This is a genomic window from Martelella sp. FOR1707, from assembly GCF_053484265.1.
This window is the reverse complement of sequence record NZ_JBAKFP010000001.1, coordinates 803,687-827,769: the sequence shown is the minus strand read 5'-3', so window position 1 is coordinate 827,769 and position 24,083 is coordinate 803,687. Positions and strand designations below refer to the sequence as shown.

General features: G+C 62.4%; 20 protein-coding genes and 2 pseudogenes. 15 read left to right on the top strand and 7 right to left on the bottom strand.

Annotation, left to right across the window (positions count from 1 at the left end; all coding sequences use genetic code 11):
* Positions 1-253 precede the first annotated feature (253 nt).
* The 9 genes from V6765_RS03685 (at position 254) to V6765_RS03645 (ending at position 10,764) form a co-directional block, all read left to right on the top strand.
* Complete coding sequence (locus V6765_RS03685; RefSeq protein WP_448426523.1) at positions 254-2,086, top strand: ABC transporter permease; 1,833 nt, start codon at positions 254-256, stop codon at positions 2,084-2,086.
* Between the two features lie 3 nt (positions 2,087-2,089).
* The gene (locus V6765_RS03680) at positions 2,090-3,205 is read left to right on the top strand and encodes an ABC transporter ATP-binding protein (protein WP_448426522.1); all 1,116 of its coding nucleotides are present in this window, start codon (positions 2,090-2,092) and stop codon (positions 3,203-3,205) included.
* Positions 3,206-3,233: 28 nt separating this feature from the next.
* A complete protein-coding gene (locus V6765_RS03675) occupies positions 3,234-4,355 on the top strand; it encodes an ABC transporter substrate-binding protein (protein ID WP_448426520.1) in 1,122 nt (373 codons plus the stop codon).
* A gap of 67 nt (positions 4,356-4,422) precedes the next feature.
* On the top strand, positions 4,423-5,523 hold the full coding sequence (locus V6765_RS03670) for an ABC transporter substrate-binding protein (RefSeq protein ID WP_448426628.1): 1,101 nt from the start codon (positions 4,423-4,425) through the stop codon (positions 5,521-5,523).
* A gap of 55 nt (positions 5,524-5,578) precedes the next feature.
* Positions 5,579-6,697: a substrate-binding domain-containing protein gene (locus V6765_RS03665; RefSeq protein WP_448426519.1), complete on the top strand. Its 1,119-nt coding sequence runs from the start codon at positions 5,579-5,581 to the stop codon at positions 6,695-6,697.
* 67 nt (positions 6,698-6,764) lie between these two features.
* Positions 6,765-7,634 (top strand): inositol monophosphatase family protein, encoded by an 870-nt coding sequence (locus tag V6765_RS03660; protein WP_448426517.1) that lies wholly within the window; start codon positions 6,765-6,767, stop codon positions 7,632-7,634.
* Between the two features lie 63 nt (positions 7,635-7,697).
* A complete protein-coding gene (locus tag V6765_RS03655) occupies positions 7,698-8,543 on the top strand; it encodes an inositol monophosphatase family protein (protein ID WP_448426515.1) in 846 nt (281 codons plus the stop codon).
* Complete coding sequence (locus V6765_RS03650; protein ID WP_448426514.1) at positions 8,540-9,187, top strand: dual specificity protein phosphatase family protein; 648 nt, start codon at positions 8,540-8,542, stop codon at positions 9,185-9,187. Before V6765_RS03655 ends, V6765_RS03650 begins: the two co-directional genes overlap by 4 nt.
* The gene (locus V6765_RS03645) at positions 9,184-10,764 is read left to right on the top strand and encodes a metallophosphoesterase family protein (protein WP_448426512.1); all 1,581 of its coding nucleotides are present in this window, start codon (positions 9,184-9,186) and stop codon (positions 10,762-10,764) included. The genes V6765_RS03650 and V6765_RS03645 overlap by 4 nt, the downstream gene beginning before the upstream one ends.
* A gap of 179 nt (positions 10,765-10,943) precedes the next feature.
* Here V6765_RS03645 and V6765_RS03640 read toward each other — a convergent pair whose 3' ends face one another.
* Entirely contained in the window at positions 10,944-11,963 is a 1,020-nt protein-coding gene (locus tag V6765_RS03640) for a LacI family DNA-binding transcriptional regulator (protein ID WP_448426510.1), read from the bottom strand.
* A gap of 106 nt (positions 11,964-12,069) precedes the next feature.
* On the opposite strand from V6765_RS03640, the gene V6765_RS03635 reads away from it, so the two are divergent.
* Positions 12,070-13,725 carry a Na/Pi cotransporter family protein gene (locus tag V6765_RS03635; protein ID WP_448426508.1) on the top strand — a complete coding sequence of 552 codons (1,656 nt, stop codon included), beginning with the start codon at positions 12,070-12,072 and terminating at the stop codon, positions 13,723-13,725.
* Between the two features lie 145 nt (positions 13,726-13,870).
* On the opposite strand, the gene V6765_RS03630 is transcribed toward V6765_RS03635, so the two are convergent.
* The 4 genes from V6765_RS03630 to V6765_RS03615 are packed head-to-tail and all read right to left on the bottom strand — an operon-like array spanning position 13,871 to position 18,678.
* Complete coding sequence (locus tag V6765_RS03630) at positions 13,871-14,668, bottom strand: inositol monophosphatase family protein (protein ID WP_448426507.1); 798 nt, start codon at positions 14,666-14,668, stop codon at positions 13,871-13,873.
* Positions 14,668-15,726 (bottom strand): ABC transporter ATP-binding protein, encoded by a 1,059-nt coding sequence (locus V6765_RS03625; RefSeq protein ID WP_448426506.1) that lies wholly within the window; start codon positions 15,724-15,726, stop codon positions 14,668-14,670. Before V6765_RS03625 ends, V6765_RS03630 begins: the two co-directional genes overlap by 1 nt.
* Positions 15,719-17,731, bottom strand: coding sequence for an ABC transporter permease (locus V6765_RS03620; protein ID WP_448426505.1), 2,013 nt, complete (start codon positions 17,729-17,731; stop codon positions 15,719-15,721). Before V6765_RS03620 ends, V6765_RS03625 begins: the two co-directional genes overlap by 8 nt.
* Positions 17,728-18,678, bottom strand: a complete 951-nt coding sequence (locus tag V6765_RS03615; protein ID WP_448426504.1) for an extracellular solute-binding protein — start codon at positions 18,676-18,678, stop codon at positions 17,728-17,730. The genes V6765_RS03620 and V6765_RS03615 overlap by 4 nt, the downstream gene beginning before the upstream one ends.
* Before the next feature lie 168 nt (positions 18,679-18,846).
* Here V6765_RS03615 and V6765_RS03610 point away from each other — a divergent pair, with 168 nt between their 5' ends.
* Genes V6765_RS03610 through V6765_RS03600 form a run of 3 tightly spaced genes read left to right on the top strand, consistent with a single transcriptional unit; the run spans position 18,847 to position 21,892 of the window.
* Entirely contained in the window at positions 18,847-20,070 is a 1,224-nt protein-coding gene (locus tag V6765_RS03610; protein WP_448426503.1) for an ROK family transcriptional regulator, read from the top strand.
* Between the two features lie 48 nt (positions 20,071-20,118).
* Complete coding sequence (locus tag V6765_RS03605) at positions 20,119-21,279, top strand: Gfo/Idh/MocA family protein (protein ID WP_448426501.1); 1,161 nt, start codon at positions 20,119-20,121, stop codon at positions 21,277-21,279.
* Between the two features lie 10 nt (positions 21,280-21,289).
* Complete coding sequence (locus V6765_RS03600) at positions 21,290-21,892, top strand: GNAT family N-acetyltransferase (RefSeq protein WP_448426499.1); 603 nt, start codon at positions 21,290-21,292, stop codon at positions 21,890-21,892.
* A 411-nt stretch (positions 21,893-22,303) separates the two neighbouring features.
* Here V6765_RS03600 and V6765_RS03595 read toward each other — a convergent pair whose 3' ends face one another.
* Together V6765_RS03595 and V6765_RS03590 are read right to left on the bottom strand one after the other, a co-directional pair.
* Positions 22,304-22,606 (bottom strand): hypothetical protein, encoded by a 303-nt coding sequence (locus tag V6765_RS03595; RefSeq protein ID WP_448426498.1) that lies wholly within the window; start codon positions 22,604-22,606, stop codon positions 22,304-22,306.
* 159 nt (positions 22,607-22,765) lie between these two features.
* A pseudogene (locus tag V6765_RS03590) lies at positions 22,766-22,925 on the bottom strand (helix-turn-helix domain-containing protein); the annotation flags it as partial.
* 46 nt (positions 22,926-22,971) lie between these two features.
* Between V6765_RS03590 and V6765_RS03585 the strand changes: the two are divergent.
* Both V6765_RS03585 and V6765_RS03580 read left to right on the top strand, forming a co-directional pair.
* Positions 22,972-23,552: pseudogene (locus V6765_RS03585) on the top strand (recombinase family protein).
* A gap of 175 nt (positions 23,553-23,727) precedes the next feature.
* On the top strand, positions 23,728-23,997 hold the full coding sequence (locus tag V6765_RS03580; RefSeq protein WP_448426497.1) for a hypothetical protein: 270 nt from the start codon (positions 23,728-23,730) through the stop codon (positions 23,995-23,997).
* The last annotated feature ends 86 nt before the right edge of the window (positions 23,998-24,083 follow it).

Sequence of the window (24,083 nt, the reverse complement as noted above, 5' to 3'; positions counted from 1 at the left end):
AAAATCAATAATTTACACTATTACAAGCAATGCACTCAAGTGCCGAATCTATCATTTTCCTCTTTGACATCCCCAATTAATGATGCAAATGTGAGGCTCAGATTGTCGGGCGGCAGCCGCGTGATCTTCATGGATGCAAGGGAGTGCATCGAATTGGAGCGTACAAATGGCCTGCTAGATCCGTCATGCTTGGGAGGAAACAGATGAATCAAAACCTTTCGCCGCGCACACTTGCGCATGCGAGGCCAGCCCGATGACCCATGCCGCAGAGCCCGCAAGCCGGCCGGCCGGTTCGAGCTGGACCACACGATTGAAGTACCGCACCCGGATCGCGATGCGGGAGCCGACCACGGTGATCGGCTTACTGATGGCGGCCCTGTTCACCTATCTGATCGTCGTTCCGATCATCTCGATCCTGCTCGACGCTGTGCAGACCCAGTTCGGCGATTCACGGCGCACCGGCTCTGCCGTCGGTGAGTGGACCTCCTACTACCTGCACAGAACCTTCTTCTCCCCGGTCGCCCGCGACATGTTCTGGGAGCCGTTGCGCAACACGCTCAGCGTCGCCTTCGGCGCGATCATCGTATCGGTTATCGTTGGCGGCATTCTCGCCTGGCTGATCAGCCGCACCGACATGTTTGCAAGGCGCTGGTTCGCCACCGCGCTGATCGTGCCCTACATGCTGCCGGCCTGGACCTTCGCGCTCGCCTGGACCACGCTTTTCAAGAACCGCACGGTCGGCGGCCAGCAGGGCTGGGTCGAGGCGATGGGTTTCTCGCCGCCGGATTGGCTCGCCTATGGTCAGGTGCCGATCACCATCATCCTGGCGCTGCATTATACCCCCTTCATCATCCTGCTGTTCGGCAGCGCGCTCCGCCGCTTCGACAGCCAGCTCGAGGACAGCGCCCGGATGCTGGGCGCCAGCCGCGGCCGGATCGCGTGGTCGATCGTGCTGCCGCTGATGAAGCCGGCGCTGATCTCGGCGATCGTGCTGATCTTCGCAAAATGCCTCGGCGAATTCGGCGTGGCCTATGTACTGGGCCTGCCGGTGAAGTTCGATGTGCTCGCTACCTCGCTCTACCGCAATCTCGGCTCGCGCCAGACCGGCGTTGCCGGCGTGCTCGCCGCCTCGATCATGCTGCTTGGCATCATGACGCTCCTGATCGACGCCTATCTGATCCGCGAGGCTCGCAGGTTCGTCACCGTCGGCTCCAAGGGTTCGATGAACCGGCTGAGCCGGCTGCGCGGCCTGCGCCTGCCGGCGACCGGTTTCGCCGCCTTCATCTTCCTGATCAGCGTCGGCCTGCCGGTTCTGACCCTGTTCCTTTCAACCGTCATGCACGTTCCCGCGCGCTTCACCTGGGACAATTTCACGCTCGATTACTGGCTGGGCACCAATCTGGACACGGTCGCGCTGCAGCAGGGCATCCTGCTGACGCCGGAACTGTGGAGCGCGGCGTGGAACACGCTGTGGATCGTCGGCTCGGCCTCGGTCGTCTCGGGGCTCCTCGGTCTGCTTGTCGGCTACGCCGTGGTGCGCACGCCGCTGCGCCCGCTCGGCACTTTCCTCCGGCAGGTGACGTTCTTCCCCTATCTCGTGCCGGGCATCGCCTTTGCCGCCGCCTATCTGTCGCTGTTTGCCGTGCAACGCGGCCCGATACCGGCGCTTTACGGCACGATGGCGATCCTGATCCTGGCGCTGATCGCCGACCAGATGCCCTATGCCTCGCGCGCCGGCATCTCGGCGATGATGCAGCTCGGCAAGGAGCCGGAGGAGGCCGCCCAGGTCGCGGGTTCGAGCTGGTTCCACCGGATGACCCGCATCGTCGTGCCGATCCAGAAGGGATCGCTGGTGACCGGCGTGCTGCTGCCGTTCATCTCGGGCATCAAGGGCCTCAGCCTGTTCGTGGTGCTGGCCGTGCCTTCCACCGACGTGCTGACGACCTATTCGCTGCGGCTCGTCGACTACAACTACACCCAGGCCGCCAATGCGGTGGTCCTGATCGTCGCCGGGCTCGCCTATTTCGGCACGCTCGCGGCACAAAAACTCACCAAGACAAATCTCGCCGAAGGCCTGGGAGGATAAGCCATGCCGGGAATTACGCTGAAGAACATCAAGAAGAGCTACGGCGCCTATGAGGCGATCCACAAGCTGGACCTTTCGGTCGCCGACGGGGAGTTCCTCTGCCTGCTGGGCCCATCCGGCTGCGGCAAGACCACGACGCTGCGAATGATCGCCGGGCTGGAGAACCTCTCCAGCGGCGAACTGAAAGTGGGCGACCGCGTGGTCGATTGCCCCGAGACCGCCACCTTCATAGCACCCGAAAAGCGCGGCATGGGCCTGGTGTTCCAGAGCTACGCGCTGTGGCCGCATCTGACGATCGAGCAGAATGTCGAATTCGGTCTGAAGCTGCGCAAGGTCGCCAAGGCCGAGCGCCAGAAGCGCACCGCCGAGGTGATGGAGGCGCTCGGCATCGGCAAATACGGCAAACGCTACCCCTCGCAGCTTTCGGGCGGCCAGCAGCAACGCGTGGCGCTTGCCCGCATGCTGGCGGTGAACCCGAGCGTCCTGCTGCTCGACGAGCCGCTGTCGAACCTCGACGCCCGCCTGCGTCTTGAAATGCGCGCCGAACTGAAGCGCATCCACAACCAGTTCTCGACCACCATCGTGTTCGTCACCCACGACCAGTGGGAAGCGATGACGCTTGCCGACACGATCGCGGTGATGAACGAGGGCACGCTGCAGCAACTCGGCACGCCCGACGACATCTATGAGCGGCCCGCCAACCGCTTCGTGGCGGAATTCGTGGGCTCGCCGCCGATCAACATCCTCGATTTCGACAGCAAGGACGAGCTGGTCCAGAACGTGATGCGCTTCCTTGGCCGGCGTCACCCGGAGATTTCCGGCATCGGCTCCGTCGGCATAAGACCCGAGGCGATTTCGCTGGTCGCCGGCAAGGACGACCTCGCCGACAGCGATTTCGGCGCGCCGGCGCGCGTGGCCGCAATCCTGCCCACCGGCGGAAGCTGGATCATCGAGCTCGAGACCGGCGACGAGGTGATCTTCATGAACACGCATGTAGCGCCCACCGTGCGCGAGGGCGACCGGATGTATTTCCGCGTTCCGGCCCGCGCGCTCAACGTCTTCGACGCCAAGGGCGACCGCATCCGCGCGGCGGACGAGGTTCTGGCCGCGGCCGCCTAAATCACTGTTTCAAAGGGAGGAGAAACACTTGACCATCAAACTCAAACCCGCCACCGCGCTCACCACGCTTGCGATAGGAATCGCGCTGGGAGGCGCAGCGCAGGCCCAGGAAAGCGATTTCAACCTCGACGCGCTCATCGAGGCCGCGCGGGCCGAACCGCCGATCACCGTCTATGCCGTCACCGGCAAGATCGTGCGCACCGCCGAGGCCTTTACCGCGGCCTACGGCGTCGAGGCCACCGGCAAGAAGGTGAACGAGGCCGACCAGATCGACCTGATGATCCGCGAATACCAGGCCGGCAACATCGTCGGCGATCTGAGCGTTGCCGCCGATGTCGGCTCGATCATGGCGCAGTTGATTCCGGAAGGCATCGTCATAAGCTGGCTGCCGCCGGACCTTGCGGGCGACATTCCCGAAGGTCAGCAGGACCCGCTGGTCGTGGTCTCGGACCCGCATGTCTGGGCCTATTCAACGGAGGCTTATGACACCTGCCCGGTCGACAATATCTGGGCGCTGACCGAGCCGGAATGGCACGGCAAGGTCGCCATGCTCGACCCGCTGGTGAAGCCCAACTACGCCGACTGGTTCAACCAGCTCGAAACCCATCACGACGACGCCATGGCCGAAGCCTACGAGGCCCATTTCGGCAAGGCGATCGACCGCTCCGAGGAAAGCGCGACCCAGCAATGGGTGCGGATGTATGGCGAGAACGCGCCACTTCTCGGCGACAGCACATCGGTCGCCGAGGCCGTGGGCGCGGTCGGGCAGGAGGAACCGTTCTTCGGCATCATGTCCACCGCCAAGTTCCGCTCCAATGAGAGCGGCGAAACCGCGCTCGGCATTTGCGGCGGCATGCAGCCCTTTGCCGGCTGGCTCTATCCGGGCCTTGCCGTGATGGCGACCGGAACGGAAAGCCCCAACGCGGCGAAGTTGTTCGTCCACTATTTGCTCAGCGAAGAGGGTATCGCCCCGATGTCGGTCGACGGCAAGGTCTCGTCCAACGGCGCCGTGCCGGCCAATCCGGAGGAAGTATCGGGCGTCGCGGACTACATGGACGAGTTGATGATCTACGACACCGCCACCGCTGCGGAAGACTTCGACAAACGCCAGGACTGGCAGGATTTCTGGCGCATTCACTACAGCCGATAAATTGCCGGCCCGCCGGAGGAGCGGGCCGCAACCATTTCAACGGGAGGAGAGGAAAGACATGAGACTGATGATGTTGAAAGCCACCGGCGCGATCGCCCTTTGCCTGACGGCGATGGGCGCTCAGGCCGAGGAATTCGATCTCGACGTGCTGATCGAGGCGGCGAAGGGAGAGCCGCAACTGACAGTGTTCGACAGCACCGGCAAGATCGTGACCATGGCGGAGAATTTTTCCGCGAAATACGGCGTCGACGCGGTGGGCCAGAAGGTTAAGGCCCATGCCCAGCTCGAGATGATGGCGCGCGAGGCGATGGCCGGAAACGTGCAGGGCGACGTCTCGATCATTTCGGATGCGCCGGCTGCGATCGCCGAGCTTCTGCCGAACGATTTCGCCGTGAGCTGGGTGCCGCCGGATCTCGCAGACGTGATCGAGGCGCGCTATCAGGACCCGCTGGTCGTGGTCACCATGGCCAATGTCTGGACCTACAATACCGAGCTCTATGATAGCTGCCCGGTCTCCAACGTCTGGGAACTGACCCAGCCGGAATGGCGGGGCAAGGTTGCCATGCAGGACCCCTTGAACAAGTCGGTCTACACCGACTGGTTCAACCAGATGGAATCCCACGGCGATGACGCGCTCGCCGCCGCCTATGAGGACTTCTTCGGCAAGCCGATTGACACCTCCGAACAAAGCGCGACAGAACAGTGGGTCGCCATGCTTGCGGCCAATGCACCGCTTCTGGGCGGTTCCGACAGCAATGCGGCCGAGGCCGTGGGCGCACCGGGCCAGAAGGAAGGCTTCATGGGGCTGATGAGCTCGGCCAAGTACCGCGACAATGCGGATTCCGATTACAAGCTCGGGCTTTGCGAGGGCATTCAGCCCTGGCTCGGCTTCACCAATGCCGGCGTCGGCCTGATTGCGACCGGCACCGACAGCCCGAACGCGGCGAAGCTTTTCATCCACTACGTGATGACCGCTGAAGGCATCGCGCCGCAGGCCGATGACGGCAAGAAATCCGCCAATACCGAAGTTGGCCTGCCTGACGACGAACCCTCCGGCATCGGCGCCGCCTGGGACCAGTTGCTGACCTACGACCTTTCCACCGCCGCCGAGGACTATGACACGCGGCAGGACTGGCAGGATTTTTGGCGCCTGAACTACGAGCGGTGACCGTTTCGGCCGGGCGGGCCAACCGCCCGGCCATCTCAAGGGGAGGAGACCCGAAATGAAGAGAATGACGCAGATGCAAACGAGCATGACAGCCCTGGCCCTCGTCGCGGCGCTCACAACGCCGGCGCTGGCACAGGATTCCAGCCTCGATGCGCTTGTCGAGTCGGCAAAGGGCGAACCGCAGCTCACCGTCTATGACAGCACCGGCAAGATCGTCGAGATGGTCGAAGCCTTCTCGGACAAATACGGCATCGATGCCATCGGCCAGAAGGTCAGCGCGACCTCGCAGCTTGAAATGGTGATCCGGGAATCGCAGGCAGGCAATGTGCAGGGCGATGTGCTGATGATCACCGACGCGCCGGCAGCACTTGCTCAGCTTATTCCCGAGGACTTCGTCTACAGCTACCTGCCGCCGGACATGGCCGACGTGATCCCGGAAAGCTACCAGGACCCGCTGACCGCGACCACGAACGCCAACGTCTTCGCCTATAACACCGAAGTCTATGACGCCTGCCCGGTGGACAATATCTGGGCGCTGACGGACCCGGAATGGAACCGTCGCTTCGCCATGATCGACCCGCTTTCCAAGTCGAGCTACACCGACTGGTTCAGCCAGATGGAAAGCCACCACGACGACGAGGTTCGCGCCGCCTATGAGGCGCATTACGGCAAGCCGCTGGAAACCGAGTTCGACAGCGCCACGAAGGCCTGGGTCGCGGCGATCGGGGCAAACGCGCCGCTGGTGACCGAAGGCGACGACAACACCTCCGCCGCCGTCGGCGCGCCCGGCCAGGAGAAACCTTTCATCGGACTGATGTCGTCGGCCAAGTTCCGCGATGTCGAGGACAAGGGCCACGCTATGGCGATCTGCGACACGCTGGAGCCGTGGGTGGGCTGGACCTATTCCAAGCTGGCGCTGATCGCGACCGGCACCGACAGCCCGAACGCGGCCAAGCTGTTCGTCCATTACGTCCTGACGGAAGAAGGCATCGCGCCGCAGATGGTTGACGGCAAGGTGCCGACCAACACCACGATCGCCATGCCCGCCGACGAGCCATCCGGCATTGTCGATCTCTGGGACAATTTGCAGGCCTATGATTCCACGACCGGCCTGGAAGACTGGGACACCCGCCAGGACTGGCAGGATTTCTGGCGCATCCACTACAGCCGCTGATCTCCCAAGCCGCGAAACCCCGGGCCCTTGCTGGGCCCGGGGACAGGACAATGAAGGACAAGCCCCAATGACCGCCATCGCCGATACCGCGATCCCCTCGCCCGCCCGTCTGCGCGCAGTCGCCGAAACTGTGGCCCGCGCTGCGGGAGCTCCGCTGACCTCCGTTTTCCGCGTCGACATGACCGTGGATTACAAGGTCGACCTGCACGATCCGGTAACGGTGCACGACAAGCGGACCGAGGCGATCATTCGCGAGCAATTGCTGGCCGAGGTGCCTAACTCCGCGATTGTCGGCGAGGAAGGCGGCGAGATCGGCAATGGCCCGGTCAAATGGTTCGTCGATCCGATCGACGGCACCTCGAACTTCGCCGCTGGACTTGCCTTCTGGTGCGTCTCGATCGGGGCCGTGGTCGACGGGAAGATCGTCGCCGGCGCTGTCTATGACCCGATGTCCGACACCATGTTTTCCGCAGACAGCGATGGCGCCTTTGTCAACGGCGCGCCGCTCAGCTGCCCCGAAGCCCGCGAAGAGGCGCGCGCGACACTGATCACCGGCTATCCGGTGCAGCGCGACTTCCGCCTCGAAGGCCGCGAGGCCGCACTTGCCGGACTTGGCGACCTGATTTCCGCCTTCTCGTGCCTGCGCCGCCCCGGCAGCGCGGCGCTCAGCCTCTGCCATGTCGCGGCCGGCTGGGCGGATGCGGCCGCCGGCTTCGGCGTCAATGCCTGGGACGTCACCGCCGCGATCCTGATTCTGGAGCGCGCCGGCGGCAGCTATCGCCCGCTGACGCTCGGCAGAGAGCACGACGGCGCGCCGGCGCATCATTGCCCGGGCTATGTCGCGCACGGCCGCGGCGGCCATTTTCCGACGCTCAACCGGGTTGCAGACGCCATCGATTTCCGCCGCCGCGCAAGCGCGCTTGCCCCCGCCCTGTGACGGTCCGGCACATACCAACACACCGGCGCCCGCGCGCCATCTCTTGAATGGAGTTACTCCTGCATGAACCAAGCAGTCAAACCCGCAGACCAGCAAATTCTCGATCGCGCCGAGTTGTGCCTTTCCATTGCCCAAAGCGCCGGCCGGATCGCGCTCGACGGTTTTCGCCGCCGCGAAACCGAGGAGATCGCGATGAAGGGATCGCAGGATTTCCTGACCGAGACCGACGCCGCCGTTGAAGCCCATCTGAAACAGCGGCTCGCGGAAGCGTTGCCGGCAGACGAATTCCTTGGCGAAGAGACCGGCGGCGCGGTCTCCGGACGCTCGGTCTGGGTCGTCGATCCGATCGACGGCACCGCCAATTTTGCCCGCGGCATCCCGCATTTCTGCATTTCGATCGCCTATGTGCGCGACGGCATCACCGAGATTGGCGCGATCTACGCCCCGGCGACGAAAGAACTCTGGTTTGCCCGGCGCGGCGCGGGCGCGACCTGCAACGACCGGCCGATCCATGTTGCCGGAACCCGCAGCTTCTCCGCCGCATGCCTGGAGCTCGGCTGGAGCAACCGCCGGCCGCAGAAGGATTATCTGACGGTGATGAACCGGCTGCTCGATCATGGCGCGAATATCCGCCGGGGCGCATCGGGGGCGCTGGGGCTTGCCTATGTTGCCGATGGCCGCTCGGATGGTTATGCCGAGCTGCACATGAATGCCTGGGATTGCCTTGCCGGCCTGCTTCTGGTCGAAGAGGCCGGCGGGCGGGTCAGCGATCTGCCGGAGGATGGCCTCGGCCAGGGCGGCCCGGTGCTGGCCGTCGTGCCGGCGCTCGCCTCGGAAGTCAGCGCCGCGACCGGCATCAAGCTGGCATCGCTCTCGAACGAAACAGACCGTGCAAGGATGATCGCATGAACCACGCCAGCCCGATGCCCAAATCGCCCCGCTATGACCGCCCCGAAATCAGCCTGATCGAGGAGCGGCTGGAGCCCTATGGCATCGCCGTCTATGTCGGCGGCCGCGAAGGCATGTCGAACCTGCCGCTGCTGCGCGAACACAACATCACCACCGTGGTGAACTGCGCCGTTAATCTCGACATCAACGTCGTCGACGCGCCCGATCCGGCGGTGGAAGAAGGTCATCTGATCTATGGTCATGGCGCCTATCGCTATTACAAGCTCGGCCTTGTCGATGGCGCCGGCAATGCCGAAACCATGATCCTTGCCGGCTATTACCAGTTGCTCGGCGCTCTGTCGCAGATCCTGCCGAACCGGGCCTCCTATCCGCTGCGCGAACGCGGCAACCTCCTGGTGAACTGCCGCGGCGGGCGCAGCCGCTCCGTGGCGCTGGTGGCGCTGCTCTTGCACAAGCAGATGCCCGATCGCTACCCGACGTTGGAGGCGGCGCTCGACCATGTCCGAACGCGGCGCGAACTGCGACCGGACGAATGGTTCGAGGCGCCGAAGCCGATGCTGGTCGAGGCCACCCGCATGGCATCCGACTGGATCGACAGGATCGACCACCGCGACCCCGAAGAGGCGGACAGGGAGCCGCAATGATCCGCATTGCCGTCCTCGCCGATCCGCATCTGCATGACGTCCACTTCGGCAGCGCGACCGCCGAGGCGCCTTTCGTGCGCTCGCTTGCCGACAGCCTGCATTCGACCCGCATCTTCAACGAAAGCGAGGCGGCGTTTCGCGCGGCGCTCGATGCCGTCGCGGCGGAGGGAATCAAGCTCTGCATCATCGCCGGCGATCTGACGGATGACGGCCAGCCCGCGAACTGGCAGGCCGTCTCGGATTTGCTTTCGGACTATAGCCGCCGGCATGGCATCCGCTTCTTCGCCACGCCCGGCAACCACGACCAGTGGTCGATGACCGGCAAGCCGCTGGCGAAGAATTTCGTGGACCCGGACGGTCATGTTCAGCGTCAGGCGGGCGAGGGTTTGGCGCGCGCCAACGGAGCGCAGCTCTGTCTCGGGATGCGCATGGTCGGTTATGATGAAACGCTGCCTTATGCCGCCCGGTTCGGTTACTGCCCGCAGCCCTCCGACCTCCACTTTGAAACCCCTTTCGGCACATCGCCCGAGATGGCGGAACGCAGGGCGCGGATCACCGTTGAAGGAGGCGAGAGCGCCCTCGTCAGCGACATGTCCTATCTGGTCGAGCCGGTCGAGGGGCTGTGGCTGCTTTCGATCGACGCCAATGTCTATCTGCCGAATGCGGATGGCGGCTATGAAGACTGCAGCAAGGAAGGCTGGAATGCGGCAATCCGGCACAAGCCCTATCTGCTCGACTGGATGCGCGATGTCGCTCGCCGAGCCCAGGCCGCAAACAAGCGGCTCGTCGCCTTTTCGCACTACCCCGTCGCCGATATCTTTCGCGGGCTGACGGCGGCGCTCAAGACCCTGCCCGGCTCGCGCGCCGGCGCGCGGCGGATGCCGACGCCGGATGTCGTCACCGCCATCGCCGCCACCGGCATTCCGCTCCATTTCAGCGGCCACTGGCATGTGGACGCCACCGCCGCCGAAGCCGGGCTTGTGAACGTCTCCGTTCCCTCTACGGTTGCCTATCCGGCCGGCTGGAAGTGCCTTGAGATCGGCTCCGAAGGCATGGAGATATCGGACCGCACCGTTTCCGATGCCCCCGGTTTCGATGCCTGGTTCGCCCGCTATGCCGCCGAGGCCGACCGCACGGGGCAGAGCGGCTCAATCCTTTCCGTCGCGGATTACCGCGCGTTTCTCGACAATCACTTCCGCGCAATCGTTCTTGAACGCCGCCTGCCCGAGGATTGGCCGCCGCGCATGCAGGCCATGGTCGAGACGGCGCGCCTGCCCGTGATCGCCGACCTTCTGTCGCTGCCGCAAGCCGGGCTTCCCGACATTCCCCTCGCCGATATCTTCGTCGACTGGTACCGCCTGCGCGAGGCCGGCGGAGGTGCTGCGGCCGGCATATCGAAGGAGCGCCGCGCGCTTTACGCGGGGCTTGCGCGAGACTGCGCCAGCAGGGAGGACCCGCCAGGCTCCGACGCCGCCATTCTGGCGGTGTTCCTGCGCACGCTCGGCCTTCTGCTGAACGGGAATGACGCGAAACGCACGGCCCTCGACCGGCTGAAGGAGGCCTTTGTGCCGTGCTAGAGCAGCTTCAGGAAAAGCCGATACCGGTCTTCCGTCCCAGGTTGCGTAAAATCGGAGAGACAGCGCGCAGACGCTTTTCTGAACTTCGACACAAGCGTCCCCGGATGCCGGCTCAAGGCCGGCATGACGGAGGCTACGGAAAGCGGAGGTCGTCAGCAGCCTCAGAGCCCGCACACGCGCTATCCCATGCGCACGGTCTTGCGCCAGACCGGCAGCGCCTCGAAGGCGGAATCGCTGCCGCTGGTATCGGACGTCAGGATCTCGGCGATGCGCGCCACCATCTCGTCCATGGGCTGGCGGAACGTGGTGAGCTCATAGCCCGACCAGCGCGCCTGCGGCACGTCGTCGAAGCCGATCACGCAGAGATCGCGCGGGATTTCGACGCCAAATATAGTGCGCGCGGCATCGATGAAGCCGAAGGCCAGAAGGTCGGTCACGCAGAACACGCCGTCCGGCGGGTTCGACCGCCCGAGCAGGACGCGCGCAGCCTCCTGCCCCGTCTCATAGCTGGTGGGACCGACCCGGACGACATCGATCTCGACCCCGACCTCGGCGGCGGCGGCGGCAAAGGCGCTTTCGCGCGTGGTCATGGACGAGGTGCGCGCCTGCGACGACACGCAGGCCAACCGTGTGCAGCCCGCCCGCCTGAGCAGCGCCAGCGCCTCGCGACAGGCCGAGCGATTGTCGATGCGGATGCGCGCGGCGCCCTCGGCATCGTCGTCGCGGTTGACCAGCACCACGCGCTGGCCGTTCGAAAGACAGCTCTGCACCAGTTTCGCCGGCGGCGAGCCGCTCAGCACCACCGAAGCCTCTGCACGGAAGTGCAAACTCTGCCGCAACGCCTGGCTGACGCTGTCATCGTCGCCGGCGGTATTGATCATCATCGCCACCTTGCCGTGGAGCTGAAGCTGGCGCGTCACCTTGTCGATCATCGCGCTATGATAGGGTTGGCCGACATCGGCGGCGATCAGGCACACGATCCGCGACGGCTCGCCGACCAGCCCGCGCGCGAGGAGATTGGCGTGATAGCCCAATTCCTCGGCCGCTTTCAGCACTTTGCGCCGCGTGGCGGGCGCCACGCTGCCCGCGCCGGAAAACGTACGCGATACTGCCGACCGGGACACGCCCGCGCGTTCGGCCACCTCATTGGCGCTGACATAAGACACCCTTTCGCTGCGGGGCGCGCTCGATCCGGTCATGCAAAGCCTTTGCAAATGAGTGCAAAAATGTACACTGGCCACGGTAAAGCCTTGCTCGTCGCGGCTCAAGCAAAAGGTGACAAGGCAAACGGCGGGAAGGAGCCGCATGAACTCGACCATCCAGCTCATTGATCTGCTCGGCGCAGGCGCGCTGGTTCTCTGGGCGCTGCGCATGATCAAGTCCGGCGTGCTTTCCGGCTTCGGCGCTTCGCTGCGGCAGGGCATTGCGAAGGGCACCGGCAACCGCGTGTTCGCTGCGATCTCCGGCATGTTCGTCACCATCGCCGTGCAATCCTCGACCGCCACTGCCGTGATCGCGGGCTCTTTCGTGTCGCGCAACATCATCGCCCCGCGCATGGCGCAGGCGGTTCTTCTGGGCGCCAATCTCGGCACCGCGCTCACCGCTGCCATCCTGGTGCGCGACCTGCACTGGCTGGCGCCCGCGCTCATCCTTTGCGGCGTCATTACCCATGGCCGCAGCCGGCTGGCGCGCGGGCGCGGCATCGGCAAGGCGCTGATCGGGCTGGGGCTGATGCTGCTGGCGCTCGAACTCCTCGGCGCGGCGACGGCCCCGCTGCGGGCGGCGGAGGTGACCGGCGCGATCCTTTCGGCGCTCGATCAGGGCCTGATCTTCGGCCTGCTGCTTGCCGCAGTGCTTGCCTTCGCGTCGTCCTCAAGCCTCGCCGTCGTGCTGTTCATTTCGATGCTCGCCCAGAGCGGCGCGGTCACGCCGGCGCTGGTGCTGGTGCTGGTGGCCGGCGCCAATCTCGGCGGCGCTGTGCCGCCCTGCCTGGCGGTTGCCGGCGATGGACCCAAGGCGCGGCGTCTCGTGCGCGGCAACCTGGCCGTGCGCGGCATCGGCGCGCTGCTGGTGCTGGCAACCGCCGGCATCGCCGGACCCTATCTCGCTGGCCTGATGCCGCCCGATGCCCGGCTCGCCATCGCCGCGCACCTGGCCTTCAACGCCATACTTCTCGCGCTGTTCCTGCCACTGCTCGGCCCGCTCGACCGTCTCTGCCGCCTGCTCTGGCCCGACCCCGCCACGGAGCGGGGCGAGACCTCCTATCTGGATGACGCGGCGCTCGAGACCCCCGCCCTTGCGATTGGTGGTGCTGCGCGCGAGGCGCTGCGCATCGGCGACAAGGTGGCGTTGATGATGGAGCTGAACCTGCGCTCGCTGCTGGTCGACGATCCTGATGCCGCGCGCGATATCTCCAAGCTCGACGACCGCGTGGACGCCGCGCTCACCGATCTGAAGCTCTATTTCGCCCGTCTCGGCCGCACGGACCTCAGCAAGGACGAGAACGCGCGCATGCGCGAGGTCCTGTCCTACGCCATCAATCTGGAGCATATCGGCGATATCATCGACCGCGACCTTTCGGAAATGGCGCGCAAGAAAACCGACCGGCAGGTGAAGTTCTCGACCGCCGGCGAGGAGGAGATCGGCGAGCTCTACCGCCAGACGCTGCTGAACCTCGAACTGGCGCAATCGGTGTTTCTCAGCCGCGACGTCAACCTCGCCCGCCGCCTGACCGCCGAAAAGGTGCATGTCCGCCAGATCGAGGAACGCTCGCAGAAGAAACATATCGAGCGCCTGCAGGACGGAAGGCCTGAAACGCTCGGCTCCTCCACGCTCCATCTCGACATCCTGCGCGACCTGAAGCGCATCAACGCCCATATCGCCGCAGTCTCCTATCCGATCCTGTCGGAGGCGGGCGAACTGTCCGAAAGTCGGGTCATCTCGCTGCAGAATGCGAGCTAGCCCCTTCAGACTGACGACTGCGAAAATACATCAAAGAAAATAGACAGAGCGGCTCCGCCTTTCGCGGCCGCGCGAAGCCGTTCTGTTTTAGTGCTTCCTGGCAATTGTAGGAAGTGAGCCGGTATCCGTCGCGCCTGGAATGTCTTTACGTCCCGATGAAGGTCTCTACCAGCCAGTCGTGGATCACGATCTGGCCTGCGAACACCGCGCCTTCATGCGCGGGCCCTCCCTTGCCATTGCTGACGCATGCACCGCTCTCCAGGGCAAAAAGCTTTCCCGCTGCCAAATCGTAATAGCTCAGGCCATCCTCGAAAAAGCCGTCGAGGCGGCCAGCACCGACATTGGCGAGATCCAGCGCCGCGGAACCCAGCCGGCGAATACCGGCCGAACCGTCCATGACCGTCTGGAGCCCCCGCAGAAACGCGTCCTGGCCGATGATCTTCAACTGGCCGGGTACAGGCATCGAGATCGAAACCATGGCTTCTGTGGGCGCCTTTTCTGCAAGCGGCACAGCGCGCGCGCCGTTCAACCAGGCGCCACCGCCACGAAGCGCGGAAAACATTTCGTTTCGTACCGGATCGAAGACCACGCCCAGAATTTCACCCTCCTGATCACAAAGCGCGATGCTCACGGCAAAATAGGGTATGCCCCAGACGAAATTGCTGGTGCCGTCCAGCGGATCGACCACCCACATTTCCGGCCGTCTGCCCTCACTCAACCCCGTTTCCTCGCCGAGAAAGCCGAAGCCATTCCGATCGCGCGCAAGGACATCGGCAATCGCTCGCTCGGCCTCCATGTCGGCGCTCGATACATAATCGGCCTGCCCCTTCTTCTGGACCTCGCGGCTCGAAAGCGCCCTGAACGAGCGCATCAGCGCATCGCCACCCGCCCTTGCCGCCGCTTCGGCAAGGCGGAGCAGATCATTGGTGTCCAGCTCCGGCATCACTTGTCCCTCAGCACAGTTGCCGCCTCGAAGCCGAGGCCGAACATGTGGCCCACCTCAAGCCGGGTGGGCGCATCGGCCCAGACATGCATGCCATCGCCGAAGGTCAGCTTGTGCACCCAGGAGCGCCCGACATAGCGCGTGTCGGAGACGGCGGCATCGATTTCTCCCTGACCGGGGTCTGTCAACCGCACGCGCTCCGGACGGATGAACAACGTAGCGGGTCCCGCCTCACCGGGATTCGTCACCGTCAACCGGCGGCCGTCGGCAAGCCGGAAGCCACCGCTTTCAATGTGACCTTCGAGGAAATTTGCGTCGCCCACGAATTCGGCGACGAACCGCGTCTGCGGGTAGGCATAGATGTGCTCCGGCACGGAAAGCTGCTCGACCACGCCGCCGTTCATCACCGCGATCCGGTCGGAAAGCTCAAGCGCCTCCTCCTGATCGTGGGTGACGTAAATGGCGGTGACCCCGATGCGCTGCTGGAGATCGCGCAGTTCCTGACGCAGCGATACCCGCAAACGCGCGTCGAGATTGGACATTGGTTCGTCGAGCAACAGCAGCGGCGGATCGATGACGAGGGCGCGTGCCATGGCGATGCGCTGCTGCATGCCGCCGCTCATTTCGGACGGGTAACGATCCTCGACATTCTTGAGCTGAACCTGTTCCAGAACGTTACGCACCCGCCTGCCGATATCGGCCTTCGGTATTTTCCTGAGCTTCAGGCCATAGGCGACATTGTCGAAAATTGTCTTGTTCGGCCATAGAGCATAATTCTGGAACACGAAGCCGATATTGCGTTCCCAAGGCGGAAGACGCGAAATATCCGCCCCATCGAAGGTGATGCGGCCGCTATTGATCGGATGGAAACCGGCGACCGCGCGCAACAGCGTGGTCTTGCCACAGCCGGAGGGCCCGAGCAGCGTGAAGAACTCCCCCGGCTTGATCGTCATGTTCACGTCGCGCAGAACGGTGACGTCGCCATAGGCCTTCGACACCGCCTCGATGGCAACCTCCGAGCCGTGATGACGGGCGGAATTAGTCTCGGTTTCAGGCATGTTCGATCCTTCTCGACTGACCGTAACGCACGACCAGGTAAAGCGGTATGTAGATGATCATCATCAACAGGATGGTCTGGGCGGCGGAGACGCCGAAATCCGCGTCGACGAGCGTGTTTTCGAAGATCACCGCCGTCATCGGCTTCCATGGGGGACGGTAGAGCACGATGGTGGACGACAGTTCAGTCACGATGTGCAGGAAGGTCAGCGTCGCGCCGGTCACGGCGCCCGCCAGCATCAACGGCGCAGTGATGGTCAGGAACACTCGCATCGGCTTCGCGCCGAGGCTGATCGCCGCCTCGTCAAGCGCCGGATGCACCTGCCTGAGCGCCGCCTCCGAGGCCTTCACGGTGAAGGGGAGATTACGGATCACATAAGCAAGCGCCAGAATGAACCAGGTTCCGGTCAAAAGCAGCGGCGCCTCGTTGAACATCATGATCAGACCGATACCGAGAACGGTACCGGGGATGACATAGGGCATCATCACGGTGACCGACAGCACCGGGGCAAGAACCCGGTAGCGCTTGCGCACCAGCACAAAAGCGATGCCGAGACCGGCCGCAAAGGCGATCGCTGTACCGGCGATGCCGAGCGAAAGCGTGACCCAGGCCGGCCCCAGCCCGCTCTTCAACATGGTGACATAGTTGGAAAGCGTGAACGAAAGCCGCGGCAGGCCGACGCGCCATTCCATGAAGCTCGTCACCAGCACGGTCATATGCGGCACGAAGGCGAAGAACAGGATGATGCTTACGAAACCGAGCGCGCAGGCCTTGCCGGTCCGGCTCAGCGGCCGGCGCGCCAGCGCGCGCGAGGACACGACGGAAAAACCGCGCTTTGCCAGATAAAGCTGCTGGGCCATCAGAAACAGGCTCGAAATCGCAACAAGGACAACCGAACCGGTTGCCGCAAGGGCTGGGTTGCGCCCCGCTTCGCTGAGGAAGGAGGTGTAGATCAGAACTGGCAGGACATTGATGTCGAGGCCGATGATCCGCGGCGTTCCGAAATCGGAGAGCGCCGCCATGGTGGCGAGATAGAGGCCGGTGATGATGCCAGGCATGGCAAGCGGGATCTCGATCGAGAACCGGGCCTTCGCCGGATTGGCGCCGAGACTTTCGGCGGCTTCGACATGAGATGCGTCGAGCCCCCGAAAGGCGCTGTAACTCAGAAGAAAGATCACTGGAAAGACCAGCCAGGCGATGACCCAGATCACCCCGTGCAGCCCGACGATCGAAAAATCGATGCCGAGCGCATTGGTGATCACCCCGTTGCGGCCGAGCAGCAGCCGCCAAGAATACGCCCCGAGGAAGGGCGGCGAGACCGAAGCCATGGTCGTCAGGAAAACGATCTCATTGGTGAAGGGCACGTCGAGGCGGGCCATGACATAGGCGAGCGAGACACCGATCAGGGCGGCAATCGCAGTCGCTGTGAGCGAGATGAACAGGCTGTTGACCGTGGCCTTGACCGTGTCGTTGCCGGTGAAGAAAGCAAGATAATTGGCAAGCGTGAAGCGTCGGGTGGTATCGTCGAAAGTCAGATAGGCATTGGCGGCATGGTTCAGGATCACGCTGCCATCCTCGGCGGCTGTCGCCGTTAGCGGAGCCGGCGCCGTCCGATTGAACAGCCCGCGTGGCGCCTGCTGGCTGACAACCAGAACCTGCTTACCGACCGTGAGCGAGAGCTTGCCATCCCTGCCGCCTGTCGGGACGATCGGCTCGGCTGCAGTGATCTGGACCGCGAGTTTGTCGACTTCGGTCATTTCCAGCGCGAATCCGCCGGCGCGGCTGAAGCTGAGCGCCTTGCCCGGCTCGACGGTTTCGGTGGCGAACTGCTCCGACATTTCGGGCACGGGCTCAAGGCCCGCGCCGCGATGCACCACCGAGAAGCGACCGCCATCACCGATGACGGAAGCGCTCAGAAGGCGAAGCTGCGGCAGCAGGATCGTCGCGATGCATAATAGCAGCGCGACAATCGTGAACAGCAGCCAATTATCGCGCCAAATTCTCATTTATTCAGGGTTTCCTGAAAGCGGGCGACCACCACGGGGCGCGGATCGACCGGCGACACGATGGTGAGCGTGCCGATATCGGGAAGAACCGACGGCGGGGTGACGTCCATGCGCGCCGAGCGGCGGATGGTGGCGTCGCGCACGATTTCGTGGGAAGCCTTGGAGCCGAGGAAATCGATAAAGGCCTTGGCTTCGTCGACATGAGGCGCGCCGGCGACGATCGCCTGGGCATCGACCTGACCGGTTACGGCGTCGGTCGGATAGATCACCTCGATCGGCAGGCCCTCGGCCTTCCACTTGGCGCCCAGATCCTCGTTGATCCAGCCAACCGCCACCTCGCCATCGCGAACAGCATTGAAGGCGTCGTCGGAACCTGGCGCGATGCGGGCGCCCGCCGAAAGCTCGGCGATAAAATCCCAGCCCTTGTCACCGGCAAGCGCCGACAGGATGGTATAACCGGTTCCGGATTTGGACGGGTCCGGAATGATCAGTCCGCCAATGCCCTGCCAGGTGTCGGAGACGAGGTCATCCTGGGTTTTCGGCATATCCTCGGCCGAAACGCGCTTGGTGCTGACGATGATCGGCTGCAGCAGCACGGTGTAGGGATGCCAGATGTGGCTGGGATCGAGCGTGACCATGTCGGCGTCCGTGGCGCTCTCATATGGCTGGAACAGCGACGCATTCTCTTCAAATGTCTGCGTCGGGCCGCCCCACAGAATGTCGGCCGTCGGATTGCCGGATTCGGCGCGCAGGCGCTCCACCACTTCGCCCGTGCCGCCGCGAACGATGGTAACGTCGATATCGGGATGCGCCTCCTTGAAGGCGTCGAGGATCGGGCCGGACGTCGTCTCGCCATGGGAGGTGTAGACCACGAGGTTGGCTGCGGCGGCGCTAGTCGCGACCATGATGGCCACTGCGGCCGCTGTCGCTGCGATATATCTGTTCATTGTTGTTCCCTTGTCTGATGCAGAATAATAAATCTATTAAATGGGAAAAATATCGCCGTGTAAACCGAGATTCGACCGCTGAAGCAGACAGGAACGTTGAATGTGGTTGACTAGCCCATATGTTTAGGGTGTTATTAATTACATTAAATTGATTAAATCGGAGCTTCGGTGTCAGTCACGGGAAACAATCACGCCTATTCGGGGCGCTACAATCGGCGCCTCGTCTTCGATCTCATCCGCACAAGGGGAGAGACGAGCCGCGGCGAGCTGGTTTCGCTGACCGGGTTGCAATCGCAGACGATCTCCAACATCACACGTGAATTGCAGGAGCGTGGCCTGCTGCGCGAGGAGAGCCGCCCCGATGGCAGCCGCGGCGCGCCGCAGAAAATTCTGGCAATCGCAAGTCATGCCGGATGTTCGATAGGCCTTCACCTCGACCGGGACGAACTGATCGGCGTTGCCTGCGATCTGTCCGCACGGGAAGTGGCCCGCGCCTCCACCCGGCTCAACTGGCGCGATCCTGATGCCAGCGTGAAAGGCATGGCCACTCTGGTCTCGCAATTGACCGGCGAATGCCCCGATGTTCCGGCCTGGGGTGTGGGCATAGCCATGCCAACACTGCAGGAAGCCGATTACGAACAATATGTCGGCTCGCCTGGTTGGCAGGAATGGAGTCATATCGATGTTGCAGATGCGCTGGAAGCCGCCTGCGGCCTTCCGGTGATTGTCGAGAATGATGCGACCGCCGCCGCGATTGCCGAGTTGCAGGCGGGCGATGCATCGGCACTGTCCCATTTCGTGTATGTCTTCGTCGGCCATGGGCTCGGCGCCGGCATCATTATCGACGGGCTACCCTTTCAGGGCGCCTTCAGCAATGCCGGCGAGATTGGACTGTTGAGCTGGCCCGCCGATCTCAAACCACCGGAAACGGCCTCCGCTACGCCGTTCTCGGTGGACGAACTGGCGATCATGATCGGGTGTGACACGGCAGCGCTGGAACAGCCCGACGCGCTGGAGCGGCTCTATCATGAACGCGATGGCGGACTGATGCGCTGGCTGGAACTCAACAGCCAGCGACTTCGCCAGCTTGTCGCGATGATCGAGAACATGTTCGATCCGCAGGCGATCTTCGTCGGCGGCAGTTTCCCGACATCGCTACTATTGTCGCTGGTCGATCGCTGTTACCCGCTATTGCCGTCTGTTGCCGCCCGCAAGAACCGCGAGGGACCGCGCCTCAGACTCGCAAGCCTGGGCGCAAGCGCCTCGGCCGTGGGCGCGGCCATGCTGCCGATCATTGCCCACGGCAGTCCCGACTTCCGACGCCTGTCTTTGATGCGCGGCCGCAAGGACGCCGTCGACCCCGAAATCCGCTTCGACCGCGTCGCGGGATGAGTTTTTGCCGGGATGCTGCCCCTGCGCCCGGTTACAAAGGTATTTTTCATGAAAGTTGCTGTTGCCGGCCTTGGCTACCGAATGGCCAATGTCCTGAAATCCTTCCTGAAGGCCAATCCCGACCTCGCGATCGTTGGGCTTGTTGACCCCGCCCCTGCCGGGCTTCACGAGGTCGAACAGGCCGGGCTCCCCACAGGCCAGCGTTTTGAAACCATCGATGAGATGATGAAGGCCGTCACGCCCGACCTGTTGATGGTCGGCTCTCCCAATGCCTTCCATCTCGACCATATCCATTCCGGTCTTCGCCACGGGGTAAAGGTGTTCACCGAAAAGCCGGTGGTCATTGACGAGCAGCAGACATTCGACATGGCTTCTCTTCTAGGCGAATATGGCGCGGACCGGGTTCTGGTCGGTCTGGTGCTGCGCTATTCGGACCTCTACCGCGATCTGAGACAGGCACAGTCGGACGGGCGGATCGGCAATGTTGTGTCGATCGAGGCCTCGGAGCATATCGCGCCCTATCACGGCGCCTTCTTCATGCGCGACTGGCGGCGCTACCGGCGCTATGCCGGTCCCTATATTCTGGAAAAGTGCTGCCACGACATCGATCTCTATGCGAGTGTGGTCGGAGCAAGGCCGTCAGCCGTTTCGAGCTTCGGCGGCCGTAAATCCTTCGTGCCCGACAATGCACCGGCGGTGATGTCGAATGCGGAGCGCGAACAATATTACCGCAAGCCGAGCGGCTGGAATGCCACCGAGCGCGTCTTCGACAGCGATGCCGACATAGTCGACTACCAGACTGCGCTGATCGAGTATGAGAATGGAGCGACGATGGCGTTTCACGCCAATCTCAACGTCCCCAACCAGTTCCGCCGGTTCTGCGTGATCGGCTCGAAAGGCATGGCGGAAGGCGATTTCGTGCGCAACAATTTCGCTGTTCACGATGCAGCATCCGGCGAATTGCTGGTCGAAAAACGCTATTCGGGGGTGGAAGAGGATCACTACGGCGCCGACGATCAGATGGCCGCCGATATTACCCGCAACCTGCGCGAAGGCGAACCGCTGCCGGTCGGCATCATCGATGCGCTCGAGGCCGGCCTCACGGCCATCAAGATCGACGAGGCCCGCCGCGAGCGAAAACTTATAGAGCTGGCAGACAGCTGGACGCGTTTCGACGCTGCACTGCGCATGCCCGCTTCCAGCCGATGAACGCCACATCATGAGCGATTTTGCTATCAGAAAGGCGCGTCCGGAAGACCGGGATGCGATCATCGACATTTGCGTCCGGACAGCTGACAAGGGTGCGGACGGGAGGCATCGCTTCAGCCGAGCAGACTATCCGGCCCTGCTCTGGGCCCTGCCCTATTTCACGCTTGAGGCCGAGCATGCTCTTGTTCTGACAAAGAAGAAGAAAGTGGTGGGATACGCCGTTGGAACAGCGGACACGGCCGCTTTCGCCCGCAAGCTGGAGCATCACTGGTGGCCGCAGGTCCGCGAGGATTTGTCTGCCAACCAACCGGTCACGGCGGATGACCGCTACGTTTTCGGTTATATCGAGAAGCCTGAACGCGTGCCTGCCGAGATAGCCAAGCATTATCCAGCGCACCTGCATATCAACCTCCTGCCCGAGGCGCAGGGCGGCGGGCTCGGGTCGCAGCTTCTCAATTCTCTGCTCGCACTGCTTTCAAAAGCCGGCGCCACCGGCGTGCACCTGGGCGTCAACCATGAAAACGAGGCGGTAACCGCATTCTACCGAAAGCTGGGCTTTGAAGAGATCGCCCGCCTGCCCTCCATCATCATGGCGAAACCTCTGAAAGCCTGACTATCCCTTGCATATCTATGCTCATCGCGACCTGCGAACACAGCGCGACGTTGGCCGTGACCATTCAGTTCAAGGATATAAACATAGTGAAGGGCGCGATTGTTAGCTACACGCGGGCCTTGGCGCTGGAACTGCTCGACCGGGAATCTGTGTCAATCAGGTGGCGCCGGGTCCGGTCGCCACGAAATTCCAGCTTGAATTCAAGAACTTCGATGAAGACATGCTGAAGAACATGGCCTCGCCCATGGGGGCGTCTCGGCTAGCCGCAGGAACGCGGCCCAGGAGTCAAGTCTGGATATTTGGCGAGACCGAAATCTGAGAAACACAGCCGTCCGTCCAAGGCCAGGAGGTTCTGCGGTTTTATTTCGCGGTGCGCATATTTCTTTGCGTGAAGCACCGCAAGGGTCTCACCTAGACGCACAAGTTCGGCGACGATCGACTTTGCATCGGCGTTTCTGGAAATACCACGCTGGTTTCGGCCACCGGCATGGCATACCAGGGACGAGAACCTTTTCCTTCCGGGAATTCGGAATCCAAAATCAGGATGATCCCTTCCAGGTTACCAAGTTCCCGCAGAGCCGTGATCTCGTTGCGGAATCTGGAAAGGGGCTCCTTCCAAAGATCATGGAGTATCTTTATCGCCGCGACGGCTCGACTTTCAGGGTCACGAACGATCCACACGTCGGCGTTCCCTCCGCCATCGATATGTTTCATCAATCTCCACTTACCGTATTGACCGCCCGGTTGCGGTTGCCCCGACTTCAAACTCATTTTTTCTTCTTAAGATCCTCAGAGGGTTGGACATAGCAGAGGTCAGTTGGTCATTCGCAATGTGGACTGCAATTCTTCCCGGTTTTTGATCGGAACGCTCTTTCATAGCCCCCCTGCCCGAAACCTCCCCCTCCCCGTCATCTCGCGCAGACCGAGCCCCAAGCCGCGCCGCCTACGGCGTCATGTCGAGGCTTTTCGCCACCATCCCGGCCGACACCAGCAGTTTTGCCATCACCAGCTCGACCAGCTCCGGCAGTTTCGAACAGTAGAGATATCTCGGACAGCCTATTCGGACGAAGTTGACCCCCATGCCACGCACCTTTGCCTATGCACTCGACCACCGGCTAGACCACCGAAAACCAGATTCAGGAAATCCAGGCGGCCGGGTTTCAGGTCGAGCCGCGCCGGATCGTCACTGAGACTGTTTCCGGCAGCACTGCCATTGCGTAGCTTTTCCAAACTCATGGACCATGTGGAATCGGGCGACATTCTCTCTGTCACCGAACTCGATCGGCTCGGCCGTGATGCGATCGACGTCAGCACCACCGTCCAGACGCTCTCGAAAATGGGCGTGAAGGTCTACTGTCTCGCCCTGGGTGGTGCCGATCTCACAAGTTCCTCCGGCACGATGACCACGCAGGTCCTCAACGCCGTTGCGCAATTCGAACGCGATCTGCTTATCGAACACATCCAATCCGGCCTCAGGCGCGCAAAATCCGAAGGCAAGTCCCTCGGAAGGCACTCGATATTCAGCGAGGAACAGAAGCAGGTTGTGCGGGAGGATCTGGCAAACGAACTGAGCGTTTCCGCCATCGCCCGGCAATTCGGGACCTTTTGTCAGACCATAATGAGAGTCCGGGACGATAGTTCACGCTCCGTTCGGCCTTAGCGTACGGTTTCGCGCTGATCTTGTTCCGACCCCGTGAACATCGAGCTGACCAAGAGGGATTCGATAGGACTCTCCCTCACTTGTATACCATTCGCCAAAAAATCGGTTGCAATATTATAACTTATGCCTATCATAGGTTGTATTCGAGTAAGTTTAAACAATTGAGGATAGTGTCGTGGAAGATTATATAGAGTTTGGAAGCGAAATTGCCGACGCAAGTGAAGACGAGCTTCTGGAAATTCTAGAAGAAATTCTAGAAGAAATCGGTCTGGACATGATAGACTTCGAATTATTGAAAGTAAATTACTGCGACGCATGGGTTGTTGCCCGTAGTGTTTTGCAGGGATTGCTTGCAATCACGAAGAGACCTTTAAGGAAACTTGCGATTAAGGCCGCCATCTGGCTGGGAAATAAAATAGCAAAAGCAAAAGGGTGTCAGGTATAATTACTTAATAATTTAAGTAAAATGAATTCTATATTATATAAATCCATACATTTTTAGTTTGCTATATTAATAATAAACTAAAAAGC

Coding starts and splice junctions, on each gene's coding strand:
- V6765_RS03640 (WP_448426510.1), bottom strand. CDS start 11,963: ATGACCGGATCGAGCGCGCCCCGCAGCGAAAGGGTGTCTTATGTCAGC.
- V6765_RS03600 (WP_448426499.1), top strand. CDS start 21,290: ATGAGCGATTTTGCTATCAGAAAGGCGCGTCCGGAAGACCGGGATGCG.
- V6765_RS03595 (WP_448426498.1), bottom strand. CDS start 22,606: ATGAAACATATCGATGGCGGAGGGAACGCCGACGTGTGGATCGTTCGT.
- V6765_RS03625 (WP_448426506.1), bottom strand. CDS start 15,726: ATGCCTGAAACCGAGACTAATTCCGCCCGTCATCACGGCTCGGAGGTT.
- V6765_RS03685 (WP_448426523.1), top strand. CDS start 254: ATGACCCATGCCGCAGAGCCCGCAAGCCGGCCGGCCGGTTCGAGCTGG.
- V6765_RS03645 (WP_448426512.1), top strand. CDS start 9,184: ATGATCCGCATTGCCGTCCTCGCCGATCCGCATCTGCATGACGTCCAC.
- V6765_RS03660 (WP_448426517.1), top strand. CDS start 6,765: ATGACCGCCATCGCCGATACCGCGATCCCCTCGCCCGCCCGTCTGCGC.
- V6765_RS03615 (WP_448426504.1), bottom strand. CDS start 18,678: ATGAACAGATATATCGCAGCGACAGCGGCCGCAGTGGCCATCATGGTC.
- V6765_RS03680 (WP_448426522.1), top strand. CDS start 2,090: ATGCCGGGAATTACGCTGAAGAACATCAAGAAGAGCTACGGCGCCTAT.
- V6765_RS03670 (WP_448426628.1), top strand. CDS start 4,423: ATGATGTTGAAAGCCACCGGCGCGATCGCCCTTTGCCTGACGGCGATG.
- V6765_RS03635 (WP_448426508.1), top strand. CDS start 12,070: ATGAACTCGACCATCCAGCTCATTGATCTGCTCGGCGCAGGCGCGCTG.
- V6765_RS03620 (WP_448426505.1), bottom strand. CDS start 17,731: ATGAGAATTTGGCGCGATAATTGGCTGCTGTTCACGATTGTCGCGCTG.
- V6765_RS03655 (WP_448426515.1), top strand. CDS start 7,698: ATGAACCAAGCAGTCAAACCCGCAGACCAGCAAATTCTCGATCGCGCC.
- V6765_RS03630 (WP_448426507.1), bottom strand. CDS start 14,668: ATGCCGGAGCTGGACACCAATGATCTGCTCCGCCTTGCCGAAGCGGCG.
- V6765_RS03650 (WP_448426514.1), top strand. CDS start 8,540: ATGAACCACGCCAGCCCGATGCCCAAATCGCCCCGCTATGACCGCCCC.
- V6765_RS03605 (WP_448426501.1), top strand. CDS start 20,119: ATGAAAGTTGCTGTTGCCGGCCTTGGCTACCGAATGGCCAATGTCCTG.
- V6765_RS03665 (WP_448426519.1), top strand. CDS start 5,579: ATGAAGAGAATGACGCAGATGCAAACGAGCATGACAGCCCTGGCCCTC.